18 protein-coding genes and 1 pseudogene are annotated in these 25,011 nt (G+C 39.9%); 8 read left to right on the top strand and 11 right to left on the bottom strand.

What is annotated here, in order from left to right; genetic code table 11:
• Window positions 1-172 precede the first annotated feature (172 nt).
• From AAEY68_RS15490 to AAEY68_RS15470, 5 genes are all read left to right on the top strand, one after another.
• Window positions 173-2,920 carry a TonB-dependent receptor gene (locus AAEY68_RS15490; RefSeq protein WP_024593438.1) on the top strand — a complete coding sequence of 916 codons (2,748 nt, stop codon included), beginning with the start codon at window positions 173-175 and terminating at the stop codon, window positions 2,918-2,920.
• A gap of 194 nt (window positions 2,921-3,114) precedes the next feature.
• Window positions 3,115-4,641 (top strand): tryptophan halogenase family protein, encoded by a 1,527-nt coding sequence (locus tag AAEY68_RS15485; protein WP_350586299.1) that lies wholly within the window; start codon window positions 3,115-3,117, stop codon window positions 4,639-4,641.
• A 12-nt stretch (window positions 4,642-4,653) separates the two neighbouring features.
• The gene (locus tag AAEY68_RS15480; protein ID WP_010554817.1) at window positions 4,654-5,415 is read left to right on the top strand and encodes a SapC family protein; all 762 of its coding nucleotides are present in this window, start codon (window positions 4,654-4,656) and stop codon (window positions 5,413-5,415) included.
• A 53-nt stretch (window positions 5,416-5,468) separates the two neighbouring features.
• Window positions 5,469-6,947, top strand: coding sequence for an SLC5 family protein (locus tag AAEY68_RS15475; RefSeq protein WP_024593437.1), 1,479 nt, complete (start codon window positions 5,469-5,471; stop codon window positions 6,945-6,947).
• A gap of 323 nt (window positions 6,948-7,270) precedes the next feature.
• Window positions 7,271-9,403: an alpha-galactosidase gene (locus AAEY68_RS15470; protein WP_024593436.1), complete on the top strand. Its 2,133-nt coding sequence runs from the start codon at window positions 7,271-7,273 to the stop codon at window positions 9,401-9,403.
• 185 nt (window positions 9,404-9,588) lie between these two features.
• On the opposite strand, the gene recG is transcribed toward AAEY68_RS15470, so the two are convergent.
• The 3 genes from recG to asnC are packed head-to-tail and all read right to left on the bottom strand — an operon-like array spanning window position 9,589 to window position 12,915.
• Window positions 9,589-11,670: an ATP-dependent DNA helicase RecG gene (gene recG, locus AAEY68_RS15465; RefSeq protein ID WP_024593435.1), complete on the bottom strand. Its 2,082-nt coding sequence runs from the start codon at window positions 11,668-11,670 to the stop codon at window positions 9,589-9,591.
• Between the two features lie 58 nt (window positions 11,671-11,728).
• The gene (trmH, locus tag AAEY68_RS15460; RefSeq protein ID WP_024593434.1) at window positions 11,729-12,415 is read right to left on the bottom strand and encodes a tRNA (guanosine(18)-2'-O)-methyltransferase TrmH; all 687 of its coding nucleotides are present in this window, start codon (window positions 12,413-12,415) and stop codon (window positions 11,729-11,731) included.
• A gap of 41 nt (window positions 12,416-12,456) precedes the next feature.
• The gene (gene asnC / locus AAEY68_RS15455) at window positions 12,457-12,915 is read right to left on the bottom strand and encodes a transcriptional regulator AsnC (RefSeq protein ID WP_002958822.1); all 459 of its coding nucleotides are present in this window, start codon (window positions 12,913-12,915) and stop codon (window positions 12,457-12,459) included.
• Window positions 12,916-13,112: 197 nt separating this feature from the next.
• Between asnC and asnA the strand changes: the two genes are divergently transcribed.
• Complete coding sequence (gene asnA / locus AAEY68_RS15450) at window positions 13,113-14,108, top strand: aspartate--ammonia ligase (protein ID WP_350586297.1); 996 nt, start codon at window positions 13,113-13,115, stop codon at window positions 14,106-14,108.
• Between the two features lie 49 nt (window positions 14,109-14,157).
• Here asnA and AAEY68_RS15445 read toward each other — a convergent pair whose 3' ends face one another.
• The 5 genes from AAEY68_RS15445 to gmk form a co-directional block, all read right to left on the bottom strand.
• Complete coding sequence (locus AAEY68_RS15445; protein WP_350586295.1) at window positions 14,158-15,765, bottom strand: flagellar assembly protein A; 1,608 nt, start codon at window positions 15,763-15,765, stop codon at window positions 14,158-14,160.
• 151 nt (window positions 15,766-15,916) lie between these two features.
• Window positions 15,917-16,309, bottom strand: coding sequence for a deaminase RidA (ridA, locus tag AAEY68_RS15440; RefSeq protein ID WP_007580015.1), 393 nt, complete (start codon window positions 16,307-16,309; stop codon window positions 15,917-15,919).
• A gap of 12 nt (window positions 16,310-16,321) precedes the next feature.
• Window positions 16,322-18,427, bottom strand: a complete 2,106-nt coding sequence (gene spoT, locus AAEY68_RS15435) for a bifunctional GTP diphosphokinase/guanosine-3',5'-bis pyrophosphate 3'-pyrophosphohydrolase (protein ID WP_007580016.1) — start codon at window positions 18,425-18,427, stop codon at window positions 16,322-16,324.
• A 388-nt stretch (window positions 18,428-18,815) separates the two neighbouring features.
• Window positions 18,816-19,091, bottom strand: coding sequence for a DNA-directed RNA polymerase subunit omega (gene rpoZ, locus AAEY68_RS15430; RefSeq protein WP_007378835.1), 276 nt, complete (start codon window positions 19,089-19,091; stop codon window positions 18,816-18,818).
• Between the two features lie 125 nt (window positions 19,092-19,216).
• Window positions 19,217-19,837: a guanylate kinase gene (gmk, locus tag AAEY68_RS15425; protein ID WP_024593430.1), complete on the bottom strand. Its 621-nt coding sequence runs from the start codon at window positions 19,835-19,837 to the stop codon at window positions 19,217-19,219.
• Between the two features lie 249 nt (window positions 19,838-20,086).
• On the opposite strand from gmk, the gene AAEY68_RS15420 reads away from it, so the two are divergent.
• Window positions 20,087-21,562, top strand: a complete 1,476-nt coding sequence (locus tag AAEY68_RS15420; RefSeq protein WP_024593429.1) for a bifunctional ADP-dependent NAD(P)H-hydrate dehydratase/NAD(P)H-hydrate epimerase — start codon at window positions 20,087-20,089, stop codon at window positions 21,560-21,562.
• 22 nt (window positions 21,563-21,584) lie between these two features.
• On the opposite strand, the gene AAEY68_RS15415 is transcribed toward AAEY68_RS15420, so the two are convergent.
• Window positions 21,585-22,016 carry a VOC family protein gene (locus AAEY68_RS15415; protein ID WP_024593428.1) on the bottom strand — a complete coding sequence of 144 codons (432 nt, stop codon included), beginning with the start codon at window positions 22,014-22,016 and terminating at the stop codon, window positions 21,585-21,587.
• A gap of 400 nt (window positions 22,017-22,416) precedes the next feature.
• Window positions 22,417-22,830, bottom strand: coding sequence for a nucleoside diphosphate kinase regulator (rnk, locus tag AAEY68_RS15410; RefSeq protein ID WP_024593427.1), 414 nt, complete (start codon window positions 22,828-22,830; stop codon window positions 22,417-22,419).
• Between the two features lie 666 nt (window positions 22,831-23,496).
• On the opposite strand from rnk, the pseudogene AAEY68_RS15405 reads away from it, so the two are divergent.
• Window positions 23,497-24,204, top strand: a pseudogene (locus tag AAEY68_RS15405) (transposase); the annotation flags it as partial.
• A gap of 34 nt (window positions 24,205-24,238) precedes the next feature.
• Here AAEY68_RS15405 and AAEY68_RS15400 read toward each other — a convergent pair.
• Window positions 24,239-24,811, bottom strand: coding sequence for a hypothetical protein (locus AAEY68_RS15400; RefSeq protein ID WP_350586290.1), 573 nt, complete (start codon window positions 24,809-24,811; stop codon window positions 24,239-24,241).
• Between the last annotated feature and the right edge of the window lie 200 nt (window positions 24,812-25,011).

Genomic DNA, 25,011 nt, shown 5'->3' with positions numbered 1-25,011 from the left:
GTTAATTTAAAGAAAATTAAAAGCAAAAATACGGTGATTAAATGCTATCCATAATTCAGGAAAAGGTTGCACTTTTTGCTGGTTTAAAGTATTTATAATATAAATAGTATTTGAAACTATATGCACTACCACAACGACACAACGACTACACACAATCAGGAGTTTTTAAAAAATGATAATTAACAATAAGTTATCGTTCAACAAGAAAACCGCGATCAGTATTGCTATTACTGGCATATTGGCAAGCGGAAACGTTGCAGCTCAAGGCGCTGAAGGCAATACGCCTACAGTAGTAAATGAAGATGTTGAAGTTATCGCAGTAACGGGTATCCGCAGCAGCTTACGTTCATCAATGTTAGATAAAAAAGCATCTAATGTTGTTACAGACGGGATTAAAGCAGAAGATCTTGGTAAATTTCCTGATTTAAACGTAGCAGAATCTCTGCAACGTATTACAGGTGTAGCAATTGACCGTAGTGGTGGTGAAGGCCAAGCGGTAACTATTCGTGGTTTTGGTCCACAATTTAATACTGTACTTGTTAATGGTCGTCAAATTGCGACAGACAGTGCAGGGCGTGAATTCAACTTTGATGTATTAGCTGCAGATCAAATCACCGGTGCTGATATTTATAAAAGTAATACAGCAACGCTTCAAGAAGGCGGCATTGGTGGTACGGTTAACGTAACTACAGCACGTCCTTTTGATTTTGGCGGTTTACATATTTTAGGTTCAGTTAAAGGTATGTACGAAAGCCTTTCTGAAGAAGTATCTCCATCAACATCATTCTTAATAAGTAATACGTTTAACGATGACAAGCTAGGTGTGCTTTTTGCCATCACTAATCAACAACGTAAACTTCAGAATAACCAAATTTTAACGGCTGGTTGGCGCGGTGGCCAAACAATCTCTAATCCAACGGATGGTGTATTGTTTGAAAATGCCTACATTCCACGTAACTGGGATCAAGTTGTTGATGAGCAAGACCGCGAGCGTACAAACGCAAGTTTAGTACTACAATATGCACCGTCTGACGATGTTACGATTACTGTTGATGGCATGATTTCAAAATTTGAAGTTGATTCAACAGTACGCGATTTAGCATCTTGGTTTGAACCAGACCGCGTAGGTAGTGCAACGATTGATCCAGAAACAGGTACTCTTTTAACTTTCTCTCAAGAAGTTGGCTTAGGCGCGCCAAGTGGCGACCCTGCAAGTGATTTTGTATCACATACACGTAACTCACGTGATGTAACTAATAAAGCATTTGGTATTAACGTTGACTGGCAAGTAAACGAGTCATTAAAAGCAAAATTTGATGTATCTCGCTCAACAGCCGAAAATGACCGTGCGGGTAGAGATCGCTTTAACGTTGTAGGTGTTATCAATAGCTATACTTTTGACGGTACAGGCAGCATTCCTACTGTACAGCATGATGGTTTTGAAAATGGTTCATTGCCTGATCCAAGTCTAGCGCGACTTCATTACAACGAAATTGGTAATCAATTTACAGATGAAGATGAAATCACTGAAGTAAAAGCCGATTTTGAATACGTGCCAGATAAAGGCCCAGTTGATCGCATTAACTTTGGTGCTTATCGCCAAGAGCGTGAAAAATCAAGCTTTCAAATCTTTGGTAGTCAATGTCAGTTTTGTGGTTATGGTACACAAGCACCACTTGATGCAATTGATTTTGAAGCATATCAAGCAAGCAATTACTTCCCTGGCTTAATCGATACATTCTACACCTACGATGGTGATAAAATGCTTGATTACCTAGCTGATCAAGGCTTCCCTGTAGAGCCAACACTACAAAATAACCGTTATACAATTAACGAAGACATCACTAGCTTATATATGGACTTTACGCTTGGTTTTGACCTAGCTGATATGCCAGTAACTGTTAATATGGGCGCGCGTTACTCTGAAACTGATATTGAAGTTGCAGCAGTGCAAAGCTTTATTAGCGATGTAATACCAACATCTGACGCAACATTGTTTCAGAATGTTTTTGGGCCTGCAACGAACATCGAGCAAGGCACTAGCTACTCAAACTTATTACCGTCTTTCAATGTTAAGTTAGAGCTGCAAGACAACATGATTTTACGCTTTGCAGCGTACGACAGTATCACTCGCCCAACGATGTCTCAGCTATCTCCTGCGACAAACTTTAACGAGCCACGTCGTCAAAATTTAACGGCAAGTGGTGGTAACCCAGCACTTAAACCATTCCAGTCTGAAAACTGGGATATTTCTTACGAGTGGTACTACAACGACGCTAACTTATTTAGCTTTGCAGTATTTAGTAAAGAAGTAGATGACTTTATTGTTACCCTAACAGGTGCAGAAACATACGAAATGTCTGACCGTTCAGGTCCTGATTTTGCGTGTACTACATGTACAGACCAAACAGATGACGAACTTATTGGTAGTTCAGAAGTTTACACTGTAAGTCGTCCTCAAAATGGTGAGTCTGCAACTGTAACCGGTTTTGAAGTCGGTGTTACTCACATGTTTGAAAACGGCTTTGGTTTTATTGCCAATGCAACTGTTGTGAATAGCGACATTAGTGTGGGTGACGATACTACACAAACATTTGCACTAGAAGGTCTTGGGGATTCACAAAACTTAATATTTTTCTATGAGCAAGAAAACTGGCAAGCACGTGTTGCATTTAATAACCGTGAAGGCTTTTTACGCTTAGTTGATAATGGCTTTAACGGAGAACCAGTGAACGTAGAAACTTACGGTCAGTGGGATATTAGTGCAAGCTACGATATTAACGAAAACTTCACTATTTTTGCTGAAGGCATCAACATCACTGAAGAAGAGTTAGTGCAAACAGGTCGTTTCGCTAACCAAATCTATTCAGTAGAAGATAATGGTTCACGTTACGCGTTTGGTATTCGCGGATCGTTTTAATTAATGATGGAGGCGTATTTTTCGCCTCTTAGTTTTCATTACAGCACCAAGGTGCTAATACCAATTAGGTTAATTTAGCAGTAATGTATATTAGTTAACCTAATTGGCTAAAATGAATACACATTAAATCAAAATGCCCTAACGGGCATTTGTTGTATAAAACGTTATCAAAAATACTCAAAGAGTAGTCCATTATGAATAAAGCAATAAAAACAGTAGCGGTAGTTGGCGGTGGTACAGCAGGATGGCTGAGCGCTGCAATTATAGCTTCGTATCACCAAGGTCAAAATGGTGACGGCTTAAAAGTGATGTTGGTTGAATCGTCAGACATTCCAACTATTGGCGTAGGTGAAGGTACCTGGCCCACGATGAAAAACACACTTCAGCAAATAGGCTTGCGTGAAGTCGATGTGTTTAAAGCCTGTAATGCTACCTTCAAACAAGGCGGGAAGTTTGTAAATTGGACGCACGGCAACAACGACTTTTACTACCATCCATTTACTGTACCGCTAGGCTACGGCCGCATAGATTTAGCCCCTTATTTAGATAATGTTGAAGACTTTGCACAGCAAACAAATTTTCAACATGATATTTGCGAAGCAAGCTTAGCCCCAAGAGGTATAGCGCAAGGTGAATATCAAGGTAATTGTAATTACGCTTATCACTTAGATGCAGGCGCTTTTGCCGAAATGCTTAAACAGCATTGTAAAAGTAAGCTTGGTGTAGAGCATATTATTGGTACTGTTGATCAGGTAAAGCTTGATGACGATGGTGCAATAAATGAGCTTACTCTAAAAGACCAAACCCACACTATAAACGCCGATTTATTTATAGACTGTACTGGTTTTTCATCATTGTTATTAGGCCAAGCGCTCAACGTACCATTTAAAAAAATGGACCACGTGCTATTTAACGACAGCGCACTGGCTATGCAAGTTCCTTACGATGAAAGCGATGAGTCTTTGGCTAGCCACACCATAGCAACAGCGCAAAACGCTGGATGGATTTGGGATATTGGTTTAACGCACCGCCGAGGTGTAGGGCATGTTTATTCAAGCAAATTTTTATCAGACGATGAAGCAGAGCAAAACCTAAGAGACTATTTAGGCGATTCAGCAAACGGTTTAACAGCCCGTAAAATTAGCTTTGAATCAGGATACCGTGAAAAGTTTTGGCATAAAAACTGTGTTGCTATTGGTATGTCAGCAGGGTTTGTAGAACCGCTTGAAGCAACCGCTATTATGCTTGTTGAAATTTCAGCACGCTTTGTAGCCGAGCATATGCCAGCAGATACACAAGTAATGTCTATTGTAGCTAAACGCTTTAACGAGCAAATGGACTACCGCTGGCAGCGTATTATCGACTTTTTAAAGCTGCATTACATGCTAACCAAGCGCCCAGAACCTTACTGGCAAGCACATGTGCAGCCCAATACTATTCCACAAACCCTGCAAGAAGATTTACTTCTTTGGGGAAGCCGTGGCCCGCTTATTCAAGATTTTCATGGCGCATTAGAGTTATTCCCTGCTGCCAGTTATCAGTATGTTTTGTACGGTATGGGCTTTAAGCCTGACTTTACTAAACAAGCATATTTGTATTCACAACATGTGCAAGCCAAACAAATAATTGAACGTAACAGCCAGCTTACACAGCAGATGTTGCAAACTTTGCCGCCTCACCGTGCTTTTATAGAGCAGTGGTTAGCAGCTAACCCAGTTTAAGGATGTGTAACTATGGCTATTAGTGAACTAGTAAACACCAAACACCAAACATTAAAAATTAACCCCAATGCAGCCGTTGAATATGCAAAAACGCAGCATTTAGTTAATTTAAGAGCAAATGAAATAGCAAAAGCAGCCTGCGACTTACCTATTTTTTTAGCACGTAATACACAAAATGGTAGTTATACAGTATCAGCGTTAACCAGCTTTAGTGCAGGTCAAAGTTTATTGGTTAATAACAACCAATGGCAGGCACTTTACACACCGGTATGTATGCAAACCCAGCCTCTTTATTTAATGACCCGAGAAGCAAATAGTAGCGATTATTTTATCGCGATTGATGATCAAAGCTCAGCCGTAAACACGCAGCAAGGTGAGGCACTATTTGATGCTAAAGGTAATCCGAGTTTATTTTTAAGTGCACAGCAAAAACTGTTAGAAAGCGACTTAAAAAATGACTATCAAACGTATCAATTTACCCAAGAAGTTGCGCGGTTAGGGCTCATTAAAAACATAGATATTGTATTGCAGTTTGAGCAAGGCGAAACCCAAACTATTCAAGGTTTGAGCACCGTTGATGAAGACAAACTGCAAACATTAAATAGCGATACCGTTGCAAACTTACACAAGCAAGGTTACTTGAGTGTACTTAACAGTATGCTTATTTCTCTGTTTCAGTTAAATGCATTGGTAAAGCTGCATAACCAACGTCCCGAACTTATGCCTTTAAAGCAGATTAAGTTAGAACTAAGTCGAGATGCGCACGCGCTGTAGCGTGCACTTTTTTATTACACAGACATTGCGCATAACGCGCAGGAGACACACACATGTCAGATAACATTTTACAGCTGGTGGTTTTTGTTTTTGTCACCGCTTTAATTGGTGGCCTTACTTATTGGAAATGCCGAGGCCAAAATCGCAATAACGGACAAAGCCAAACCAAAGAGTATTTTTTAGCGGGCGGTGGCCTTACTTGGATGTTTGTTGCAGGTTCAATCACATTAACTAATTTAAGTACTGATCAGCTTGTAGGTATGAATGGTAACCAAATGGCTTTACTGGTTTGGTGGGAGCTTGCAGCAATTATAGGTTTGATTATTTTAGCCAAAGTGTTCATTCCTGTTTATTACAAATACAACTGTACAACGACCACAGAGCTTTTAGAAAAGCGCTATAACAACAAACATATTCGCGCTGTGATTGGTGGTTTATTCTTTTTAGGTAATGCACTTATTTATATGCCAGCGGTTATTTATTCTGGCGCGCTATTTATGCAAACCATGTTTAAGGTTGATATTCCGCTAATGTATATCGCCACCGCATTTGCCATTATTGGTGCTGTTTATGCGTTTTTTGGTGGCCTACGAGCAGTTGCGGTATCGGATACCTACAATGGCATACTTGTACTAGGCATGGCTGTTTTAGTCGTGTTTTTAGCACTTAATGCGATTGATTATGACTTTACGGGTATTCCTGAGGAGCGCTTAACACTCATAGGCGATGCTGACTCACCTATTCCGTGGCCAACACTTTTAACCGGTATGATCTTTATTCAAATGTATTACTGGGGTACTAACCAAACAATCACACAGCGAGCAATGGCAGCGCCTAATGTTAAAGAAGCGCAAAAAGGTATATTTGCAGCTGCGGGTATTCGTTTTTTAATCGTCCCTGCAATTGTGGTATTACCGGGTATTATTTCGTTTAAACTTTATGGCGATATTGGCGACGCTGCTTATGGTCGAATTGTGGGTGATGTAATGCCAGCATGGTTAACCGGTGTTTTCGCAGCGGCAATGGCAGCAGCTGTACTCTCTACTTACAACAGCTTATTAAATTCAGCTACAGCACTATATGTGTGTGACATTCACGAAGCTTACTTTAATAAAGAGCCAAGTGTTGTAAAGCTAAGTGGTTACGTAACATTGCTACTAACAAGCTTAACACTGGTACTTGTACCAATTTATCAGCAAGCAGATAGCATTATTAACTTACTACAGCAATTAAATGGCTTACTAAGTATGCCTATATTCTCTATTTTTGTAGTGGGATTATTGTTTAAAAATGTTGATGCACGTGCGGGTATTGCAGCAGTAATTTTAGGTGTTGTAATGTACGGCATGCTTACATTTGCAAGCTCACCACTACATACTGATATTCATTACATTCACTTAATGCCAATTACACTGATTGTATGTGTGGCTTTTGCATTAATAGTAAATAAAGTGGTGTTTGGTTTGAATGCACAATGGGCAGGTAAAACATCTGAACTTGATGACGCAGGACAAGCACAAGTACAAAAATAACGTATAAATAATTTAAGCTGACAAAATCGGTCACGGGGCAACTCTGGCCGATTTTTTATATGTATAAGAAATTAGTAACAGCACTTTAAAGTTAAGGTTAGTTTATAGCTTTTTGCTACAGTGGTACTTCCAGTGAGTTTATCTAACTATTTGCGATGTAAAGACTATCAAAACCTGATTTATATGATATATACTATTATTATTGAATGTCACCGTCTGATAGATTGTGCCTCAAACAGCGAGAGACACATTAATACTTAGTATCACTAAGTTACTTTCGTTATATTTATAACTCACACAATGAACAAGAGGATAGGAAAATCATGGCCGACACTAAATCATTTTATCGATTAGACAGTGTAAACAGCACCGTTATTTTCGACTGCCAGAGCAAAACACCGGCGTTACTGTACTTTGGTAAACGCCTATCTGAGCAAACAACAGAAACAATGCTTACTCAGCTTGCTACCCGTCAAGAAGTAAAATGTGCCGTGGTTGAAGAAGCGCCTATTTCTCTATCTCCTTTATTAGGCGAAGGCTTTACTGGCGCGCCAGGGCTTGAGCTAGTAAATGACTCAATCGCATGGTCAGTTGGGCCAGAGCTTCAAGAAGTGCGTCAGCCTTCAGCCGCAACACTTGAATTTGTAAGCGTAGATAAGCTTCGTGGTATTGAAGTCGTGCACAGCATTACGCTTGACAACAACAGTGACGTACTAAGTGCACATACTGTATTAACTAATTTAGGTGACTCACCACTGAGCGTTAATTTTTGCGCCGCGCCAACATTTCAATTGCCAGATAGCGTAAGCAAAATAGTGAGCTTTGAAGGTCGTTGGTCAAACGAATTCCAGCGTCAATCGGTTGATTTAGTGCTTGGCAGCTTTGTACGTGAAAACCGTAAAGGCAAAACATCACACGATGTGTTTCCTGGTTTATTAGTGCATAACGAAAATGCAGGCGAGCAACACGGCGAATGTTACGGCTTTCATTTAGGTTGGAGCGGCAACAATAAACTACGCGCAGAACTTTTAGCTGAAGGTCGTCGTTATGTACAAATGGGTGAGCTATTACTTCCTGGTGAGCTTACGCTTGCTAAAGGTCAAACGTATCAAAGCCCGAGCATTTATGGCTCGTTTTCAAGTGAAGGTTTTAGTGCGCTTTCTCGTAATTTCCATCGTTTTGTTAAAGCTAATTTACTTAGCCAAGCACAGCGTGAAAAAGCGCGTCCTGTGCATTACAACACATGGGAAGGCATTTACTTTGATCACGACGTAGACACGCTTAAGCAACTAGCCGACAAAGTAGCGCCGTTAGGTATTGAGCGTTTTGTACTTGATGATGGCTGGTTTAAAGGCCGCCGTGGCGACAACGCAGGCTTAGGTGATTGGACAGTAGATTACAAAATTTACCCCGATGGTTTATCACCAGTTATAGATCATGTGAATAGCTTAGGTATGGAGTTTGGTATTTGGTTTGAACCAGAAATGGTCAACCCTGATAGCGATTTATACCGCGCGCATCCTGATTGGGTTTTAGGATCTGAAAACAACGAACAGTTAAGCTTTAGAAATCAGCTCGTACTTGATTTAACGCGCTCTGAGGTTGTTGAGTACCTATACAAAGCCATCGACGATATTTTAGTTGAATACCCAACTATTAAGTACATTAAATGGGATATGAACCGCGATATTAACCATGCGGGTAATTTTGATGGTAAGCCAGCAGTGCACCAGCAAACATTAGCACTTTATCGTTTAATTGACCGTATTAAAGCGGCGCACCCAGGGCTTGAAATAGAAAGCTGTTCGTCAGGTGGTGCACGTGTAGATTATGGCGTACTTGCACACACAGACCGTGTATGGACGTCAGATTCAAACGATGCGCTTGATCGCCTTGAAATACAGCGTGGATGTTCGTTCTTTTTCCCATCGTCGGTTATGGGTGCACACGTAGGGCCACGTGATTGTCATATCACAGGGCGTAATGTAAGTATTGAAATGCGTGCTGCGGTATCAATGTTTGGCCACATGGGCATTGAAATGGACCCACGTGAGCTGACCGATCACGAATACAATGCCCTTAAAGCGGCAATAGCACTTCATAAAGAGCATCGTGACTTTATTCATAGCGCCGATTTGTACCGCTTAGATAGCGACGATTTATCAATTAACTTTGGTTTAATCGATGAGCAAAAAACAAAAGCGTTATTTGCGTATAACAGCGTTCGTGAAACACCGCGTACAGCGCCTAATAAATTACGTTTTGTTGGCCTAGATGGCGATGCGCAGTACACACTTAATTTAGTGTGGCCGGTAAAATTTGAAGAGTATCGTCCATCTTCTATTGCTACGGTAAATGGTCAAACATTTACAGGTGAAGCGCTAATGCAGTTTGGCTTACAAATGCCAATATCATTCCCGCAAACATCGCTTATATTTGAGCTTAATAAAGCTTAAATTTAACTAAGAGCAGTAAAAGGCGCTAATCGCTTTTATGCTGCTTAGCTTAGCTTAGCTTAGCTTAGCTCAGTTTAGATATCAGTAGTCAGTTCTATATTGTTTAGGGCTGGCTTTTTTATATCCTTAGTAAACTAATTTAGTAAATTAACTTAGTAAACTCAAAAGTATCGAAAATAGAGTGGTTACGCTTGCGCGTAATTTTGCTTGTTACCCAACCAACGCTGAATTAGTGGGTCAACAACCTCTGGGTGTTGCTTAAGCATTTGCTGTGCAATCGGTCTAACTTGGTTGAGGATGTGCTTATCGCGGGTAAGATCGGCAATTTTAAACTCGGCTAACCCTGTTTGTTTTGTACCGAGTACTTCACCAGGGCCACGAATTTCTAAATCGCGCTCAGCTATCACAAAACCATCGTTACTATCGCGTAGTACACCTAATCGCTTTTGAGCAGTATGAGACAGTGGTGCGTGGTATAAAAGCACGCAATGCGATGCAGTAGCGCCACGGCCAACTCGCCCACGTAACTGATGCAGCTGTGCTAAGCCTAAGCGCTCAGGGTTTTCTATAATGATTAAGCTCGCATTAGGGACATCTACACCAACTTCAATAACCGTAGTGGCAACTAAAACATGTATATTGCCTGCTTTAAACTCGCTCATAATGGCTTGTTTTTCAGCTGATTTCATTCGCCCATGTACTAAACCTACGTTTAGCTCTGGTAATGCTTCTTTTAACTGTAGTGCACTGTCTTCGGCGGCTTGGCATTGCAGTACTTCAGATTCATCTATAAGTGTACATACCCAATAAACCTGTCGACCTTGCTCGTTACACGCTAATTTAACGCGGGCAATAATATCGTCTCTGCGAGTATCTGGAAGTGCTACTGTTGTGATTGGCGTACGCCCAGGTGGTAACTCGTCAATCACAGAGGTTTCTAAGTCGGCATAGGCTGTCATAGCGAGCGTACGTGGGATAGGTGTTGCGGTCATAACTAGTTGATGAGGGTAACAATCACCAAACTTACCCTTTTCGCGTAGTGATAAACGCTGGTGGACACCAAAGCGGTGTTGTTCATCAATAACGATAAGCACTAAGTTATTAAACTTAACTTCATCTTGAAATAAAGCGTGAGTACCTACAATCATTTGGGCTTCACCAGAGGCTATTTTTTCAAGTGTTGCAACGCGCTCTTTGCCTTTTGTTTTACCGCCAAGCCAAGCAACTGTTATACCTAGTTGATTAAACCACGTTGTAAAATTAACACCATGTTGCTCTGATAAAATCTCTGTTGGAGCCATTAAAGCTACTTGAAAGCCCTGCGCAATGGCTGTTAGTGCACTAAGTGCTGCTACTAGGGTTTTACCTGAGCCTACATCGCCTTGTACTAAACGCATCATTGGATACGCGTGTTGCATGTCACCTTTAATTTCAGCAACTACGCGGCTTTGCGCATTTGTGGGTGCAAAAGGAAGTTGCTCTAAAAATTGGCTTTCTAATGTGTTTACCGGATTTAATGCCACGGCTTTAACTTGTTGCCCTTGCTCTCGTACTTTTAATAAGCTGAGGTTTTGAGCAAGTAACTCCTCAAATACAAGGCGCTGTTGAGCAGGGTGAGTACCTTGCTCTAATGCAGTTACGTCAACATCATTTGGTGGGCGGTGCAGTAATAATAAGGCGTCACTTAGCGGCATATTTGATGGCTGCCACTGTGAAGGCAGTAGTTCTTCTACTGAGTATTTATTTAGTAAATCAATGGCCTGTTCGCTTAAAGCTCTAATCGATAGTTGCTTTAAACCTTCGGTTGTTGAATAAACGGGCGTTAATGTTGTCGCTACCGGCTGCTCGTTAGAGGTATCGCTGATGCTGTATTCAGGATGACTCATTTCAAAGCCAACGCGGCCACGGCGCACTTCACCAAAACAACGTATTATTTTACCAGCGCTAAATGCGTTTTTTTGTGCGGCGGTAAAATTAAAAAATCGTAGTGTTAGCCTGCCAGTACCATCATTGATTTGGCAAACAAGCATGCGCCTTTTACCAAACGTAATTTGGCTTGTTTCAATTGTTGCTTCAACACTTACGTGGCTATGAAGTGACAACTCGCTAATCGCGTATAAGCGAGTGCGATCTTCATAGCGAAGTGGCAAATGAAAAAGCATATCTTGCACAGTTAAAATACCTAGCTTTAACAAACGCTCAGCCATTTTTGGGCCGACCCCTTTGAGCTCTGTAATTGGGTATTGATTTAAGCTAGGTTTAGACAAAGTGTATCAATCTTATTATTTGTGAGTAGGCTAAGTGTACTTACAGAGCTTTAGTCCATCAAGTATGTTTTAAAGCTTGCCAAAATTGCTCGTCAGCGACTATTTCGCCGTTTTCATCAAGTGCAGGATAAGGTAATTTTTTTTGTTTACATTGCCTTGCGATAATAGGGTGGCAGCCTTCAAAGTAAAGTGGATGTTTAACTTCGGCGCTCAGCATATCTCTATTATATAAACCAGCCAGCTCGCGTTGGCGCTGTGCTTCAAACAATATTAGCGCAGCAGCAACCGAAACATTTAGTGATTGCACCATGCCTTGCATTGGAATAATAATATTTTGATCGGCATATTCTAGGGCTTTTTCTGATATCCCTGTTTTTTCTTGTCCAACAATAATAGCCGTTGGCTTGGTGTAATCTACTTCTCTAAAATCAACGGCATCTTCTGATAGATGAGTCGCTAATATTTGTATTTCTGGATTGCGTTCACGCATTGCAGTAACGGCATCATCAATATTTCTATGTAAGTGCGTCTCTAGCCAGTTTTTACTGCCACCTGAGGTATTATTTGTTAGCCATTTTTGCTTTTCAGGCCATACAGCATGTACGTGATGGCAACCAACCGCATCAGCACTTCGTACTATTGCAGATAAGTTATGGTGTTTGTGCACGTCTTCTAAACACACGGTTAGGTCTGTTTGACGGCGCGAAAGTACGTCTTTGATTCTTTGATAGCGAGTTTGCTGCATGGTTATCCTCTTTTTTCGGCAATTATACGAGATTTTTGCAGTTAAGGCATTACCGTACGGCTAATTGGATTTTGTAGAGAAATAAGTGTTTCTGTTGACTGAATGGCTTCTATTGCCTGTATTTTATTAATCAGCACATCTTGTAAGTGATCAATGGACTTTGTCATTACCTTTATAAATATGCTGTAGTTACCTGTTGTGTAATAAGCCTCTACCACTTCCTCCAATGCTTCTAGCTTTATAAGCGTTTGCGGGTAATCACGTGCGTTATTTAAATTAATACCTATAAAGCAGCATACATCGTAGCCTAGCTGTTTAGTATTAATCGTTAATTGGGTGCCTGTAATGATCCCTGCTTGCTTCATTTTTTCAATTCTTACGTGAATTGTCCCTGCGCTTACATTAAATCTTTTTGCTAATTCGGCATACGCGGTACGGGCATTTGCCATTAACGCATGAAGTATCTGTTTATCGAGATTATCGATTAAATAATTTTCCATTATATTTTTCTCATAAAATTATCGAATATATGGTTTTTATACCACTTAATTGATGGTTTTTATATATTAAAGCTATTTTTGTTATGGGATATTGAATTAATCCTTTAAATCGTTACATTAACTTCATTAATGGCGCTAGTTAGAGCGCTTTTTATCAATTAAGCAAGTAACAATAACTGGGAATGAGGCCAATTATTATGAGTTCACACTATGTGCAGCAACAGCAGCAAATAAGTAAAGTTAAGCAATTTTTTTCACAACAACTAGAAACCCAACTTGGGCTGGTTGAGGTTCAAGCCCCAATTTTGGCTAAGGTTGGCGACGGCACGCAAGATAACTTAAGCGGCCATGAAAACGCAGTTGCTGTAAATGTGAAAGCAATTACAGATAGCCGCTACGAAGTGGTGCATTCGCTGGCTAAGTGGAAACGTAAAACACTGGCAACTTATGGCTTTAGTGTTGGTGAGGGGATTTACACTCAAATGAAGGCTTTGCGCCCAGATGAGGATTCATTAAGTCCTATTCATTCTGTATATGTTGATCAGTGGGATTGGGAAAAAGTAATTAGCGAAACGACAGAGCGTTCGCTGGCAACACTAAAGCAAACTGTTCAATCTATTTATAAAGGGATAAAAGAGACGGAAGCTTTTGTAAGAGAGTCTTATGGCTTAACGCCTTTTTTACCGGACGATATTAAGTTTGTGCACAGTGAAGAGCTACGTAAAATGTATCCTGACTTTAGTGCTAAGCAACGCGAAAAAGCCATTGCACAAGAATATGGTGCTGTATTTTTGATTGGTATTGGTGGCGCGCTTGGAGATGGCAAAATTCATGATGTAAGAGCCCCAGATTACGATGATTGGTCTACGCCAACATGCGATCAATATATGGGTTTAAATGGTGATATTTTAGTATGGAACCCAGTACTTGAAGATGCATTTGAAATATCATCAATGGGTATACGTGTAAGCCCTGAGGTTTTAAAAGCGCAGTTAAGTACAACTGGAGATGAAGACCGCTTAGAGTTTGATTGGCATAAAGCGCTACTACAAAGTAAATTTCCGCAAACGATTGGCGGTGGAATAGGGCAGTCGCGGCTAGCGATGCTATTGCTACAAAAGCAGCATATTGGCCAAGTACAAGTGGGTGTATGGCCAAGTAAAACTTATGATACGGTAAGTGGCTTACTTTAAATTGTAAAAAAGTGAGTTAATTTGAGTGCTCAATAGAGCACTCAATTTTTTAGTGTGTTTTAAACTCTATTTCAATTTTATTATTTAAAAGTTTAACGTTGCACGGAGGGTAATTGCGGATTGTTTTAAGTACTTTATCAAAAATATGAATTTCTACGCCTGAATGCAAAACAGAATTCACCGTTAAATTAGCGTCGCTAAGTAAATCGTGTAAGTCGTGATCTAAGTTTGAAAGACGTTTTTCTAATAGCTCTGCTTGCTCACAGTAATGTTTTTGAGTAGCTCCAATTTTAGTAATTAATATTTTCTTCTTTTCGGCATCCTTCACTAAATCAGTTTTTTCTAACGCTGCTTGCAGCGTATCTAATTGTGCATCTGTTTTAGCTAAGTCTTTAAAGCAATTATCAGTATCCGCTGTTATTTCAGCGCCAGAAGCCGCTAGGTTAATAATCATTTTAGCGCCTGATTCATTCCCTATTTCGCCAGCAATGAGAGTTGTTGCATCAAGTATTTCACCACCAAATATTTTACCCTTAGGTAAGTCGGATTGGCCTACTTGCAGTAAGCGTTTAGCTTTTATTACACAATGGCGTGTTTGGCGATCAATAAAAATATTATTTGCATCGAGGTAACAATACTGTGAGTGAGATACATGAATATCACCTAGCGCAATTAGCTTGCAAGAAAGTGACTTACTATCCATTTTTTGATGGCCAATAATGCCTTGTTTAACCGTGATGTTTCCGCCTGCAGTAAGCTCGCCAGATTCAACCGTGCCAAATATAGTAATATCGCCTTTGGCAGTTACTTTCATCCCTGGGTCTATATTGCGAGTAACAATAACACTGCCTTGAAAGTCAATATGGCCGCTTTTTACATTTACATCTGAAATGGTAAAAATATCGTCGACACGCATACCATTATTAATTTCAACCGGAACACCAGCAATAGTAGAGACTAACTCAAGCGGATTCATTTTTGATATTTCAGTGCCTTCGCCTGCCACTAATTGTTTATTTTCTCCGGGTTTTGCGGGCAGTATGTCACCTATTACGGTAAAGCCTTCTTTACCGGGAGTTGCTGGTTGCTGGCGAATAAGCACAGAGCCAGGTTCTACGCTTGCAAGCTTGCCAAAGTCGCGCATGTCCACACTGCCGTCTTCTTTGAGCTTGGGCGCTTTTAAACGGTCTTTTAAGGTCTCTACGGTTGTTATTAGTTTAGTGGCTAAACCATCGCTTGGGAGCCTACCTTTAGCTAATATCCCCTTAACGACAGATCCCGCAGAGTGTTCAGATTGTTTTTGTAGCAGCTGTTCTAAAAAAGCTTGTTTATACCCACGCACAATGCCTGCTTTAACGAGTTGTTTTTTTGCATCTTCTAAGCTTAATAGCTTTCCACCTTGGGCAAGCGTTAGCTCGCCAATGGCCAGCATTTTATCGTCGCTAATTGTTACATTTAAAGTGGCATTGTGTTTTGTTGCTACAACGAGAGTTTGTTGTGTGTTTTCGTTTTTAAAAAAATCATTAATAGCGTCATGATCTATTTTACAGTCGCAAAAAGCTGACTTTTCGAGAGCCTCTAAAATAAATGCAGCGCTGGGAGGAATATGCTCTTTTACATCAAGTAAAACATTTCCATTGTTGGCAAGCTTAAACACGAGTTAATCCTTTTTTACTACTTAAGTTAAGTTTGTTTTTTAAAACACAACTACAGATTGCTAGAAATTTACATTTGAGTCAAGAAGTCAGATAAAACGAAGTGTGGAGCGAAAAATAAAGGCTATAGAGAAGCTCTATAGCCTGTAATACTTAATTGGTAGAAGGTAATTCCATTATTCCGTCTATTTCAACTTGTGCACCTTTTGGTAGTGCACGAACACCTAATGCAGCTCTAGCTGGGTAAGGTTGTTTAAAGTATTGGCTCATCACTTCATTTACAGTGGCGAAGTTAGATAGATCAGTTAGGTAAATATTGATTTTAACTAAATCATGAATTTTTCCGCCTGCTTCTTCACATACCGCAGCAATATTTTTAAATACTTGATGCGTTTGCTCGCTAAAATCTTCTGAAATCATTTCCATCGTTTCTGGAACTAATGGAATTTGACCAGATAAATAAACAGCGGTACCTACTTTAACTGCTTGGCTGTAAGTGCCAATAGCTGCAGGTGCTTTGTCGGTAGAGATAAATGCTTTATTCATGTGTTTCCTATTTTATTTTTTACGATAGACTTTTTGTACATCAGGCATAACGCGAATGCGGCGCATAATGTTAGCAACGTGGATACGGTTTTTAACGGTAACCCCTAAATCTATCACGTATAAATTACTTTCTTTTTCATCGGTGGCAATTTCGACAATATTGGCTTGGGTTGTAGCGACAACATTGGTTAGCTTAGCTAACGCGCCTTGATGGTTAATAATTTCAACTCTCAGAGCTGCAATATATTCTTTTTCTGGGTTATCGTCCCATTTTACAACTAAGTATTTAGAACGCTCATTTTCCCAACCACGAATATTTTTACATTCTTGGCGGTGAACGGTCAGGCCCTTACCTTGGCTTATATGAGCCGTAATGGCATCGCCTGGTACAGGTCGGCAACACTTAGAGTAATTCACTAACATGCCTTCAGTACCAATAATGGTCGCTTTAGCTTGGCTTGTTATATCAGTTAAATCGTCATTGTCATTTTGCAATAAGCGCTTGGCAATTAACATACTCATTAAGTTACCAGAGCCAATTTCTACAAGTAATTCAAGAAGCGTAGTTAGTTCGTGCTCTTCAAGTACTCTCGCTATATTTTCATCAGCAATGCTATCTAGTTTGTTTTCGCCTAATGCCGAATCAAGTAAACGACGCCCTAAAAGCATAGCCTCTTCATGATGCTGGCTTCTAAGGTAATTACGAACACCCAAGCGTGCTTTACCAGTAACAATAAAGTTTAGCCATGTTGCATTAGGGTGGGCACCTGAGCTTGTTATTATCTCTATGGTTTGCCCTGTATCTAATGGCCTACTTAAAGGATGTGGCTTGCGATTAACGCGAGCGCCTACACAAGTGTTGCCTACATCAGTATGAACCGCATACGCAAAATCGACTGCGGTAGCGCCCATTGGTAGCTCAACAATACGACCATCAGGTGTAAATACGTAAATTTCTTCTGGGAATAGCTCAGTTTTTACGTTTTCAATAAATTCAAACGATGAACCCGCACTTTGCTGAAGCTCTAATAAGCTTTGCATCCATTGGCGAGCACGTTGCTGCGAAGTATTACCTGCACCATCACCTGATTTTTTATACATCCAGTGCGCCGCTACACCTTTGTCGGCCATCTGATCCATATCGTGAGTACGAATCTGAATCTCAACAGGTATTCCGTGTGGGCCAACTAATGAAGTATGAAGCGATTGGTAACCATTAGTTTTTGGTACAGCAATATAATCTTTAAAGCGTGTTTCTATAGGCTTATAAAGACTATGAGCCACACCTAATACGCGATAACACGTATCCATAGAATCAACTGCAATTCTAAACGCGTAAATATCCATAACTTCGTTAAATAGCAGTTCTTTATTAAGCATTTTTTTATAAATACTATATAAATGTTTCTCACGGCCAGACACAGTCGCTTTAATGCCTGACTCTTCAAGACGTGCTTCTATTTCATGTTGGATATTAGTGATAACTTCTTTGCGATTACCACGTGCTTTAGCTACTTCAGATTTAAGTGCGCGATGACGCATAGGATATAAAGCTTGAAAACCTAAGTCTTCAAGCTCATTTTTAATATCGTGAATACCTAAGCGGTTTGCTATTGGCGCGTAAATCTCAAGCGTTTCACGTGCTATTCTGCGGCGCTTATCTGGGCGCAGTGCCCCTAAAGTACGCATATTGTGCGTTCTATCAGCAAGCTTGATTAAAATAACTCGAATATCCTGAGTCATTGCCATAATCATTTTGCGGTAGTTTTCAGCTTGGAATTCTTTTTTATCTTTAAAGCTGAGCTTATCGAGCTTACTTACACCTTCAACGAGTTCTGCCACAGTTTCGCCAAAAATTTCGGCTAAATCTTGTTGGCTAAAATCAGTATCTTCAATTACATCATGCATTAGCGCGGCCATGAGCGTTTCATGGTCAAGATGCATGCCTGCAAGAATTTGGGTTACTTCTACTGGATGAGTTATGTAAGGTTCGCCACTTGAGCGAGTTTGTCCTTCATGGGCCTCTCGGGCTACCACGTAAGATTTTTGAACCAGCTCTACATCAGCAGCGGGCAAGTATTCTGAAATTTTCTTTTTAAGACCTTCAAAAAGATACATTCACACTCCAATGTTCTAGGGCCTGTTGACCTTTCAGGATTAAAATTTGTTCAATCTAGGGGCGATTTAATCGCGGCGCGAGGTTTTTAGCCTAGCGGGCTAAGTAAAAATCGAGCAACAAAGAGTAAATTGCCCCTAGGCAGAACCCTTTGGGCAGCGCATGTTTTGCATTTATGCTGCGTTATCGCCTACTTATGGGAAATAACCACACTACATAGGCTCTGCCTTGCCTAAATACCAAGCATACTGCTGCAAATTTAACCTCGAAAGATAAAAAGGCCCTAGTGAAGCAAATTAGGTAAGCTACGAATATACGATGAAATGAAAGGATTGCCAACGGCTATAGTAGAAATACTGCGCCGTTGGCTAAATCAGACCGGGAGGTCGATTATTGGTTGCCACCAACAATGGCAGCAACAGCAGCTAATTCTGCTGCTTCTTGGTGTTGTTGTTCTTCACGGTCAATTAAGTCCATTGAAGCGCTATCAACTAAACCTAATTCAATTTCACGTAAAGCAACTACCGTTGGCTTATCGTTTTCAGGGTCTACTAGTGGAGTTTTACCACCAACAGCAATTTGGCGGGCACGACGAGCCGCAACTAAAATTAAGTCAAAACGATTACCAACTGCATCTACTGCATCTTCAACTGTTACGCGGGCCATCACAGCACTCCAAAAATAATTTAAAAGCAAAGACGTAGTTTACTCCAAGGAGCCACTTTCGCCAATAGCCAGTGTTCAATTTTTATCAGTTTTACTTGCCTAAGCCTAATTTAAGTAAGCTTAAATTATTTAAGCAGACTATTTAGTAAAACTTGGTGACGATCTTCTTGCGCTTTTAGTGTTAAGCGCTGAGCCATTACAATCATTTCTATGTCGGCAAGTGCGTCCTCAAAGTCATCATTAACAATTACAAAGTCGTATTCGTTATAATGTGATGTTTCAGATTGTGCTTTTGCCATACGAGAGGCAATAACCTCAGCCGAATCTTGGCCACGGTTATTTAAGCGTTGTTCTAACTCTTCTTTTGAAGGCGGTAGAATAAAAATAGTTTGTACGCTTGGCATAATTTTGCGCACTTGCTGAGCGCCTTGCCAATCAATATCTAAAAACACATCAATACCCGCATCAAGTTGCGACTCAATAGCCTGCTTTGATGTGCCGTAGTAATTATCGAATACTTGAGCCCATTCAAAAAAGTCATCTTTGGCAATAAGCGCTTTAAATTCGTCTGTAGATACAAAGTGATAATGCACACCATTTTCTTCACCTGGGCGAGGGGCGCGAGTTGTATGTGATACAGATACTTTCATGTCAGCGTGTTTTTTTAATAACGCATTGATTAAGCTTGATTTACCAGCACCAGAAGGGGCTGACAAAATAAATAAGTTACCGCGAGTTTGTGCCATGTTTTTCTCTACCTAAAAATAAACAGGCTTGGGTTACAAGTAAGCCAAGCCTTTAATTAACTGTATTGTACTTTAATTAGCTCACCTTGCTCAAGTTAGTCGTGCTCATGTTGGTCATGTCCAAATTGGCTTAGGAGTATTTTGCTAAGTTAGATTTTAAATAAAATTGCAGTTTAAATTTATCAACAGAACTAGCCGCTAGATATAAGTATTTGATAAGGTGAAGTATCACCTAGTAAAGGAGCTTTTATGCTCAATAAAACTTTATTTACCGCACAACAAGTAAGAGACAATGAAGCTTTAGCGGCTAAAAATAGTCATTGTGATTTATTTACCCTAATGCAGCGTGCAGGCGAGGCTGTATATAAGCAATGGCAGTTATTTGATGCACAGCATACATTAGTCATTGTTGGCCATGGTAACAATGCTGGAGATGGTTACGTTGTAGCTAGGCTTATTATGCAATCAGGTAAAAAGGTAACAGTATGTGCTGCTGAACCCGAAAAAACATTAAAAGGTGATGCTGCAAAAGCGCAGCAGCTATGGATAGAAGCGGGTGGGGTAGTTTCTCATTTTACAAAAGACACGCTTAATAAGTGCGATATAGTTATTGATGCGCTCTTTGGTACTGGCCTTAAAAACGCAGTGCGTGATAGTTTTGCGAATATAATTAACGCTGTAAATAACAGTGGTAAGCCCGTAATAAGCATTGATATACCGTCAGGCATTGAAGCAAATACAGGACAGCCTTTAGGGGGCGCAGTACAAGCTACTTCAACCGTTACTTTTGTGGGTATTAAGCAAGGGCTCACAACGACGGCAGGTAAACAATATAGCGGTAAGTTAGTATTTGATGATTTAGCAATTGGCGATGCGTTTACTTGTATCGCTCAATCTTCAGGAACACTTGTTAATATCAATAGCTTTAAAGGGATAGCCACGCGGGCAATCAATAGTCACAAAGGAAGCCACGGTAAACTTTTATGTGTTGGTGGCAATCAAGGTACTGCAGGTGCAATTAGGTTAAGTAGTGAAGCCGCTCTTAGAACGGGTGCTGGCATGGTAAGAGTGTATACACACGAAAGCTCAATAACGCCTATTAGTATTGGCAGACCAGAACTTATGGTAAGCAGTAATAACTTACATCAAGCGCTAGAGTGGGCAAGCTGCGTTGTTATTGGCCCAGGGCTTGGGCAAGACGAGTGGGCACAACAAACATTCGATGAAGTAATGCAATATTGCCAAAACAATAAAATGCCATTAGTTATAGATGCAGATGCCCTTAATTTACTGGCTAAGAAAGCTTCATCATACACGTTAGAGCAATGCGTACTTACTCCACATCCCGGCGAAGCTTCGCGACTGCTAAGTGTTAGCACCAGCGAAATCGAATCTGATCGTTTTAATTATGCTCGCCTTTGCGCTAAACGCTATAACGCGACTTGTGTATTAAAAGGCGCAGGAACATTAATAGATAATGCCCAGCACACGTGGGTATGTGAAGATGGCAACCCGGCATTGGCGGTTGGCGGCAGTGGCGATGTACTCACTGGTATTATTGGTGCCTTACTTGCTCAAGGTTTAACTATTGATGAAGCAGCACGCTATGGTGTAACACTGCATGCTAAAGCCGGTGATATCGCAAGTGAGCGAGACGGGCAAAGGGGAATGCTACCCAGTGATTTATTCGCAATTGTAAGAGAGTTAGTTAATAAAGTGACGTGAGTTTAAGCGTCACTTTATCGTACTAATTATTAAGCTGCAGTAAATCCCATTTTGTACCATATAAGTCTTCAAAAACCACTACGGTGCCATAGGGTTCTACTCGAGGCTTTTCGTTAAATGTAACGCCTTTAGAAAGCATTAAATTATAATCTCGCCAAAAGTCATTGGTATGCAAAAATAAAAACACACGACCACCCGTTTGATTACCAATAGCGCTAATTTGTTCGGGCGTTGTGGCTTTAGCAAGCAGTAGATTAGTCCTGCTCGAATTAGTCCCATTTGAACTAGCCCCGTTTGAATTTGGAGGTGAAATTAACACCCAGCGTTTACCATCTTCTAAATCAGTATCCTCCACTAACTCAAAGTTAAGCTTTTGAGTATAAAACTCAATGGCATCGTCGTAGTCCTTAACAACTAATGCAATGCTGCCGATATGCTGTTGAACGTTAGTCATGTTTAGCTCACTCCGTACTATTAAATAAATGTGCTTTTTATCATATTTAACCTGAACTCTGGTTAAGAGATTTACCAACGTATTGAATTATAGTGATATTTAAATTTATTTTCTCTAGCCAGAAATTTTCAGTGAAAACAAGGCGAACTTACGCGTCAATAGCTGGCCTATTGCAAGTAAATTCAACGCAGTGAGCGCTGAAAATAGCTGCTTGAGATAGATTTATTATCCAGAGTTCAGGTTGTTTAGTAAGCGATTACGCAGGGTATATGCCCCCAATATGTAACTTAGTTATAGGTATAAATTAAACAGTATCAATCTGCTTTATAATAAAAAGCAAAACCCAGCTGAGGCTGGGTTTACTTTAAATCGATTTTTTAGTACTAAGTGCATAAAGTGTTTATCTGTGTAATTCACCAGCACGTTCTGGTTGATAGGTTACTTCTTTTATTTTTACCTTTATTAAGCCGCCACTCGGTTTAGGCCACTCAATTTCGTCGCCTTGGTTTAGCCCAAGTAATGCGCTACCAACGGGTGATAATATCGATATTTTATCGCCGGTAGAGTCACTGTTTTTCGGGTACACCAAGGTTAACGTAAATTCTTCTTTAGAAGACTCAACAATAAAGTTTACAGTTGAGTTCATCGTTACAACTGACGATGGCATATCTTTAGGTTCGACTATTGTCGCTCGTGCCAGTTCAGCTTCCAATTCTTCTTTATTAGCAAAGCTACCTGCAGGCAATGATTCTATTAAGTCATACAATCTATCTGCATCGAGTGATGAGATGATTAGTTCAGGTTTTTTATTCATCTTAATATCCTTAATAATTTTTAATAAATAAAATTAACTCTGAGTATGGCTTGGCATGCATTTAAGAAGCAAAGGGATACGCGAAGTCATTTTATTAATTAGCCACACCTGTGGCTTTTACTTTATTTGTGCCCAATAGCTAAAAACCCAGCCGAAGCTGGGTTTTTATTTGAGCTAGGTGTTTAGGGGATGATTACATCATTCCGCCCATCTAGTTATAACTAATTGTTTTATAATCAATAATAATATTACAATGATAATACACCCCACATTCCACCCCGGGAAGCTATAAGCTTACTCTTATTATCTCAGCTTTGGGATATAAAAGCATCATTCATAGTAGGCAATATTTTTAGTTATTTAAACTTAAACTTTTTTAGATTGAAGGTAAGCTCTTTGGCCTAAGTTTCTTGTTATTTATACTACCTTTCATTTAATTAACTACACTTATTTTAACATCAGATTTAGAGGTAGGTGAACTAATTACCTCCATAGATTCAATTTATAATGAGTTTGCCGTATAACTTTGCTAAAGCCTAACTAATTATTTATTAACGATAATTACTCAACAAAAGCTATTAGCTAAGTAAATATTTAATATATTACACATATCTTAGTTAACCAATTAACAGGACTCAATCTAATCTGACAGTCGTATATGTGCCATTGCGTTGGCCCTCTCTTGCTCACGCTAAAAAGGCGAGAAAACAAACACTACTCGACTTCTTTAATCAACATAATTCCCGCTACCCACTCATTAATGAAAAGCGGATAAAAGAAATAAAGGATGCTTAAATTCTCACCGATGATATGGCCGTGATCACGCCAAACTTATTGCTCATTGAATACCTCGTGCCTCAACTCAAACAGCTAATGCTGGCAATAACACGATTTGATGACGAAATTAAAACGCTTTATAAGCAACATAAAGATCGCGCTATTTTTGATAGTTTACCAGGTACAGGACCACAATTAGCGCCTCGATTATTAGCCGCTATGGGGTCAAATCGTGACAGTTATAAGTGCGCTGCTGACATACAAAAATACGCAGGCATTGCTCCTGTTACTGAGCGCAGTGGCAAGAAGGAATGGATACACTGGCAATATTTGTGCACTAAATTTTTAAGGCAAACATTTGTTGAATGGGCAGGATTATCTGTGCGTTATTCATTTTGGGCAAAAGCATATTGTCGGCAGCAAGAAGCCAAAGGAAAACCCCATAATACCATCATCAGATCATTAGCATTTAAATGGATAAGAATACTATTTAGGTGCTGGAAAACACATACGCCCTACGATGAATCAACTTACTTAACCGCATTGAAAAGTAAGGGATCACTGCTGTTAAAATTTGCGGTGGAAAGTGAGCTTTAGTGCTTGCTGTCCACCTCAGGGCGTGTTGTTATGTTCATTTACTTAATGTGTACTCAACCTTTCCTGAACCGAAATCTTCTAAAACAGCATGTACAAAATCTATGGCGTCAACAGAAACGGATAAGTCTTGTTTAGTTAACTCCCAAAGTACCTTTACATTACGAAGTTTTAATTTTTCCCCAGAAGAGAGAATAACTCTAGCGTCAATAGGTTCTATTACGTCTTCCCTTTTAGTGTTTATCTCACCTAAATTAGTGGTGATGTTTTTATCAAGCCAACTCCCGATAAACAAAATTTCACCGTTATCTTCAATCGTCGAATCATATGCATTGAATGATATTTCCTTCCCATTCGCGTCAAAGAATTTTTTCGTTTCAGGGTCACTAGCATCAAAGGAAAAGCCTAAATTTAAATATTGATTTTGATACAGCTCGCCATTTACATTGATGATTTGAATACAACCATCCCAGTCCGAACCTTCTGGCGGTCGTATTCTCTTAAGGCTAATTTCATAATGATTACAGAAGTCAATCACTCCAGATTGAAAGCCTTGTGTCGTAACAAGGAGTCCTTGGCTATTTGGGATATCGTTAAGTAGCCCTAACATATTTCGAGCGTGTATGAGTGATATTGCTTTGGAGTAATATTTACATTCTATAAGTACTTTGTGACTAACCCCTGCATATTTATACTCCCAAAAAACATCAATTTGATGTGTAGTGGTACAGTAATTTTGGCCACCCATTAAGAAAGAAATGTTATGCTAATAAGCATACAAATTTGGGTGAAAAAATGACGAAATTAAAA

Origin of the sequence: Pseudoalteromonas sp. RB2-MNA-CIBAN-0110 (assembly GCF_040309305.1) — a bacterium.
Taxonomy (GTDB): domain Bacteria; phylum Pseudomonadota; class Gammaproteobacteria; order Enterobacterales; family Alteromonadaceae; genus Pseudoalteromonas; species Pseudoalteromonas arctica.
This window is presented reverse-complemented; position numbering and strand designations above follow the sequence as displayed.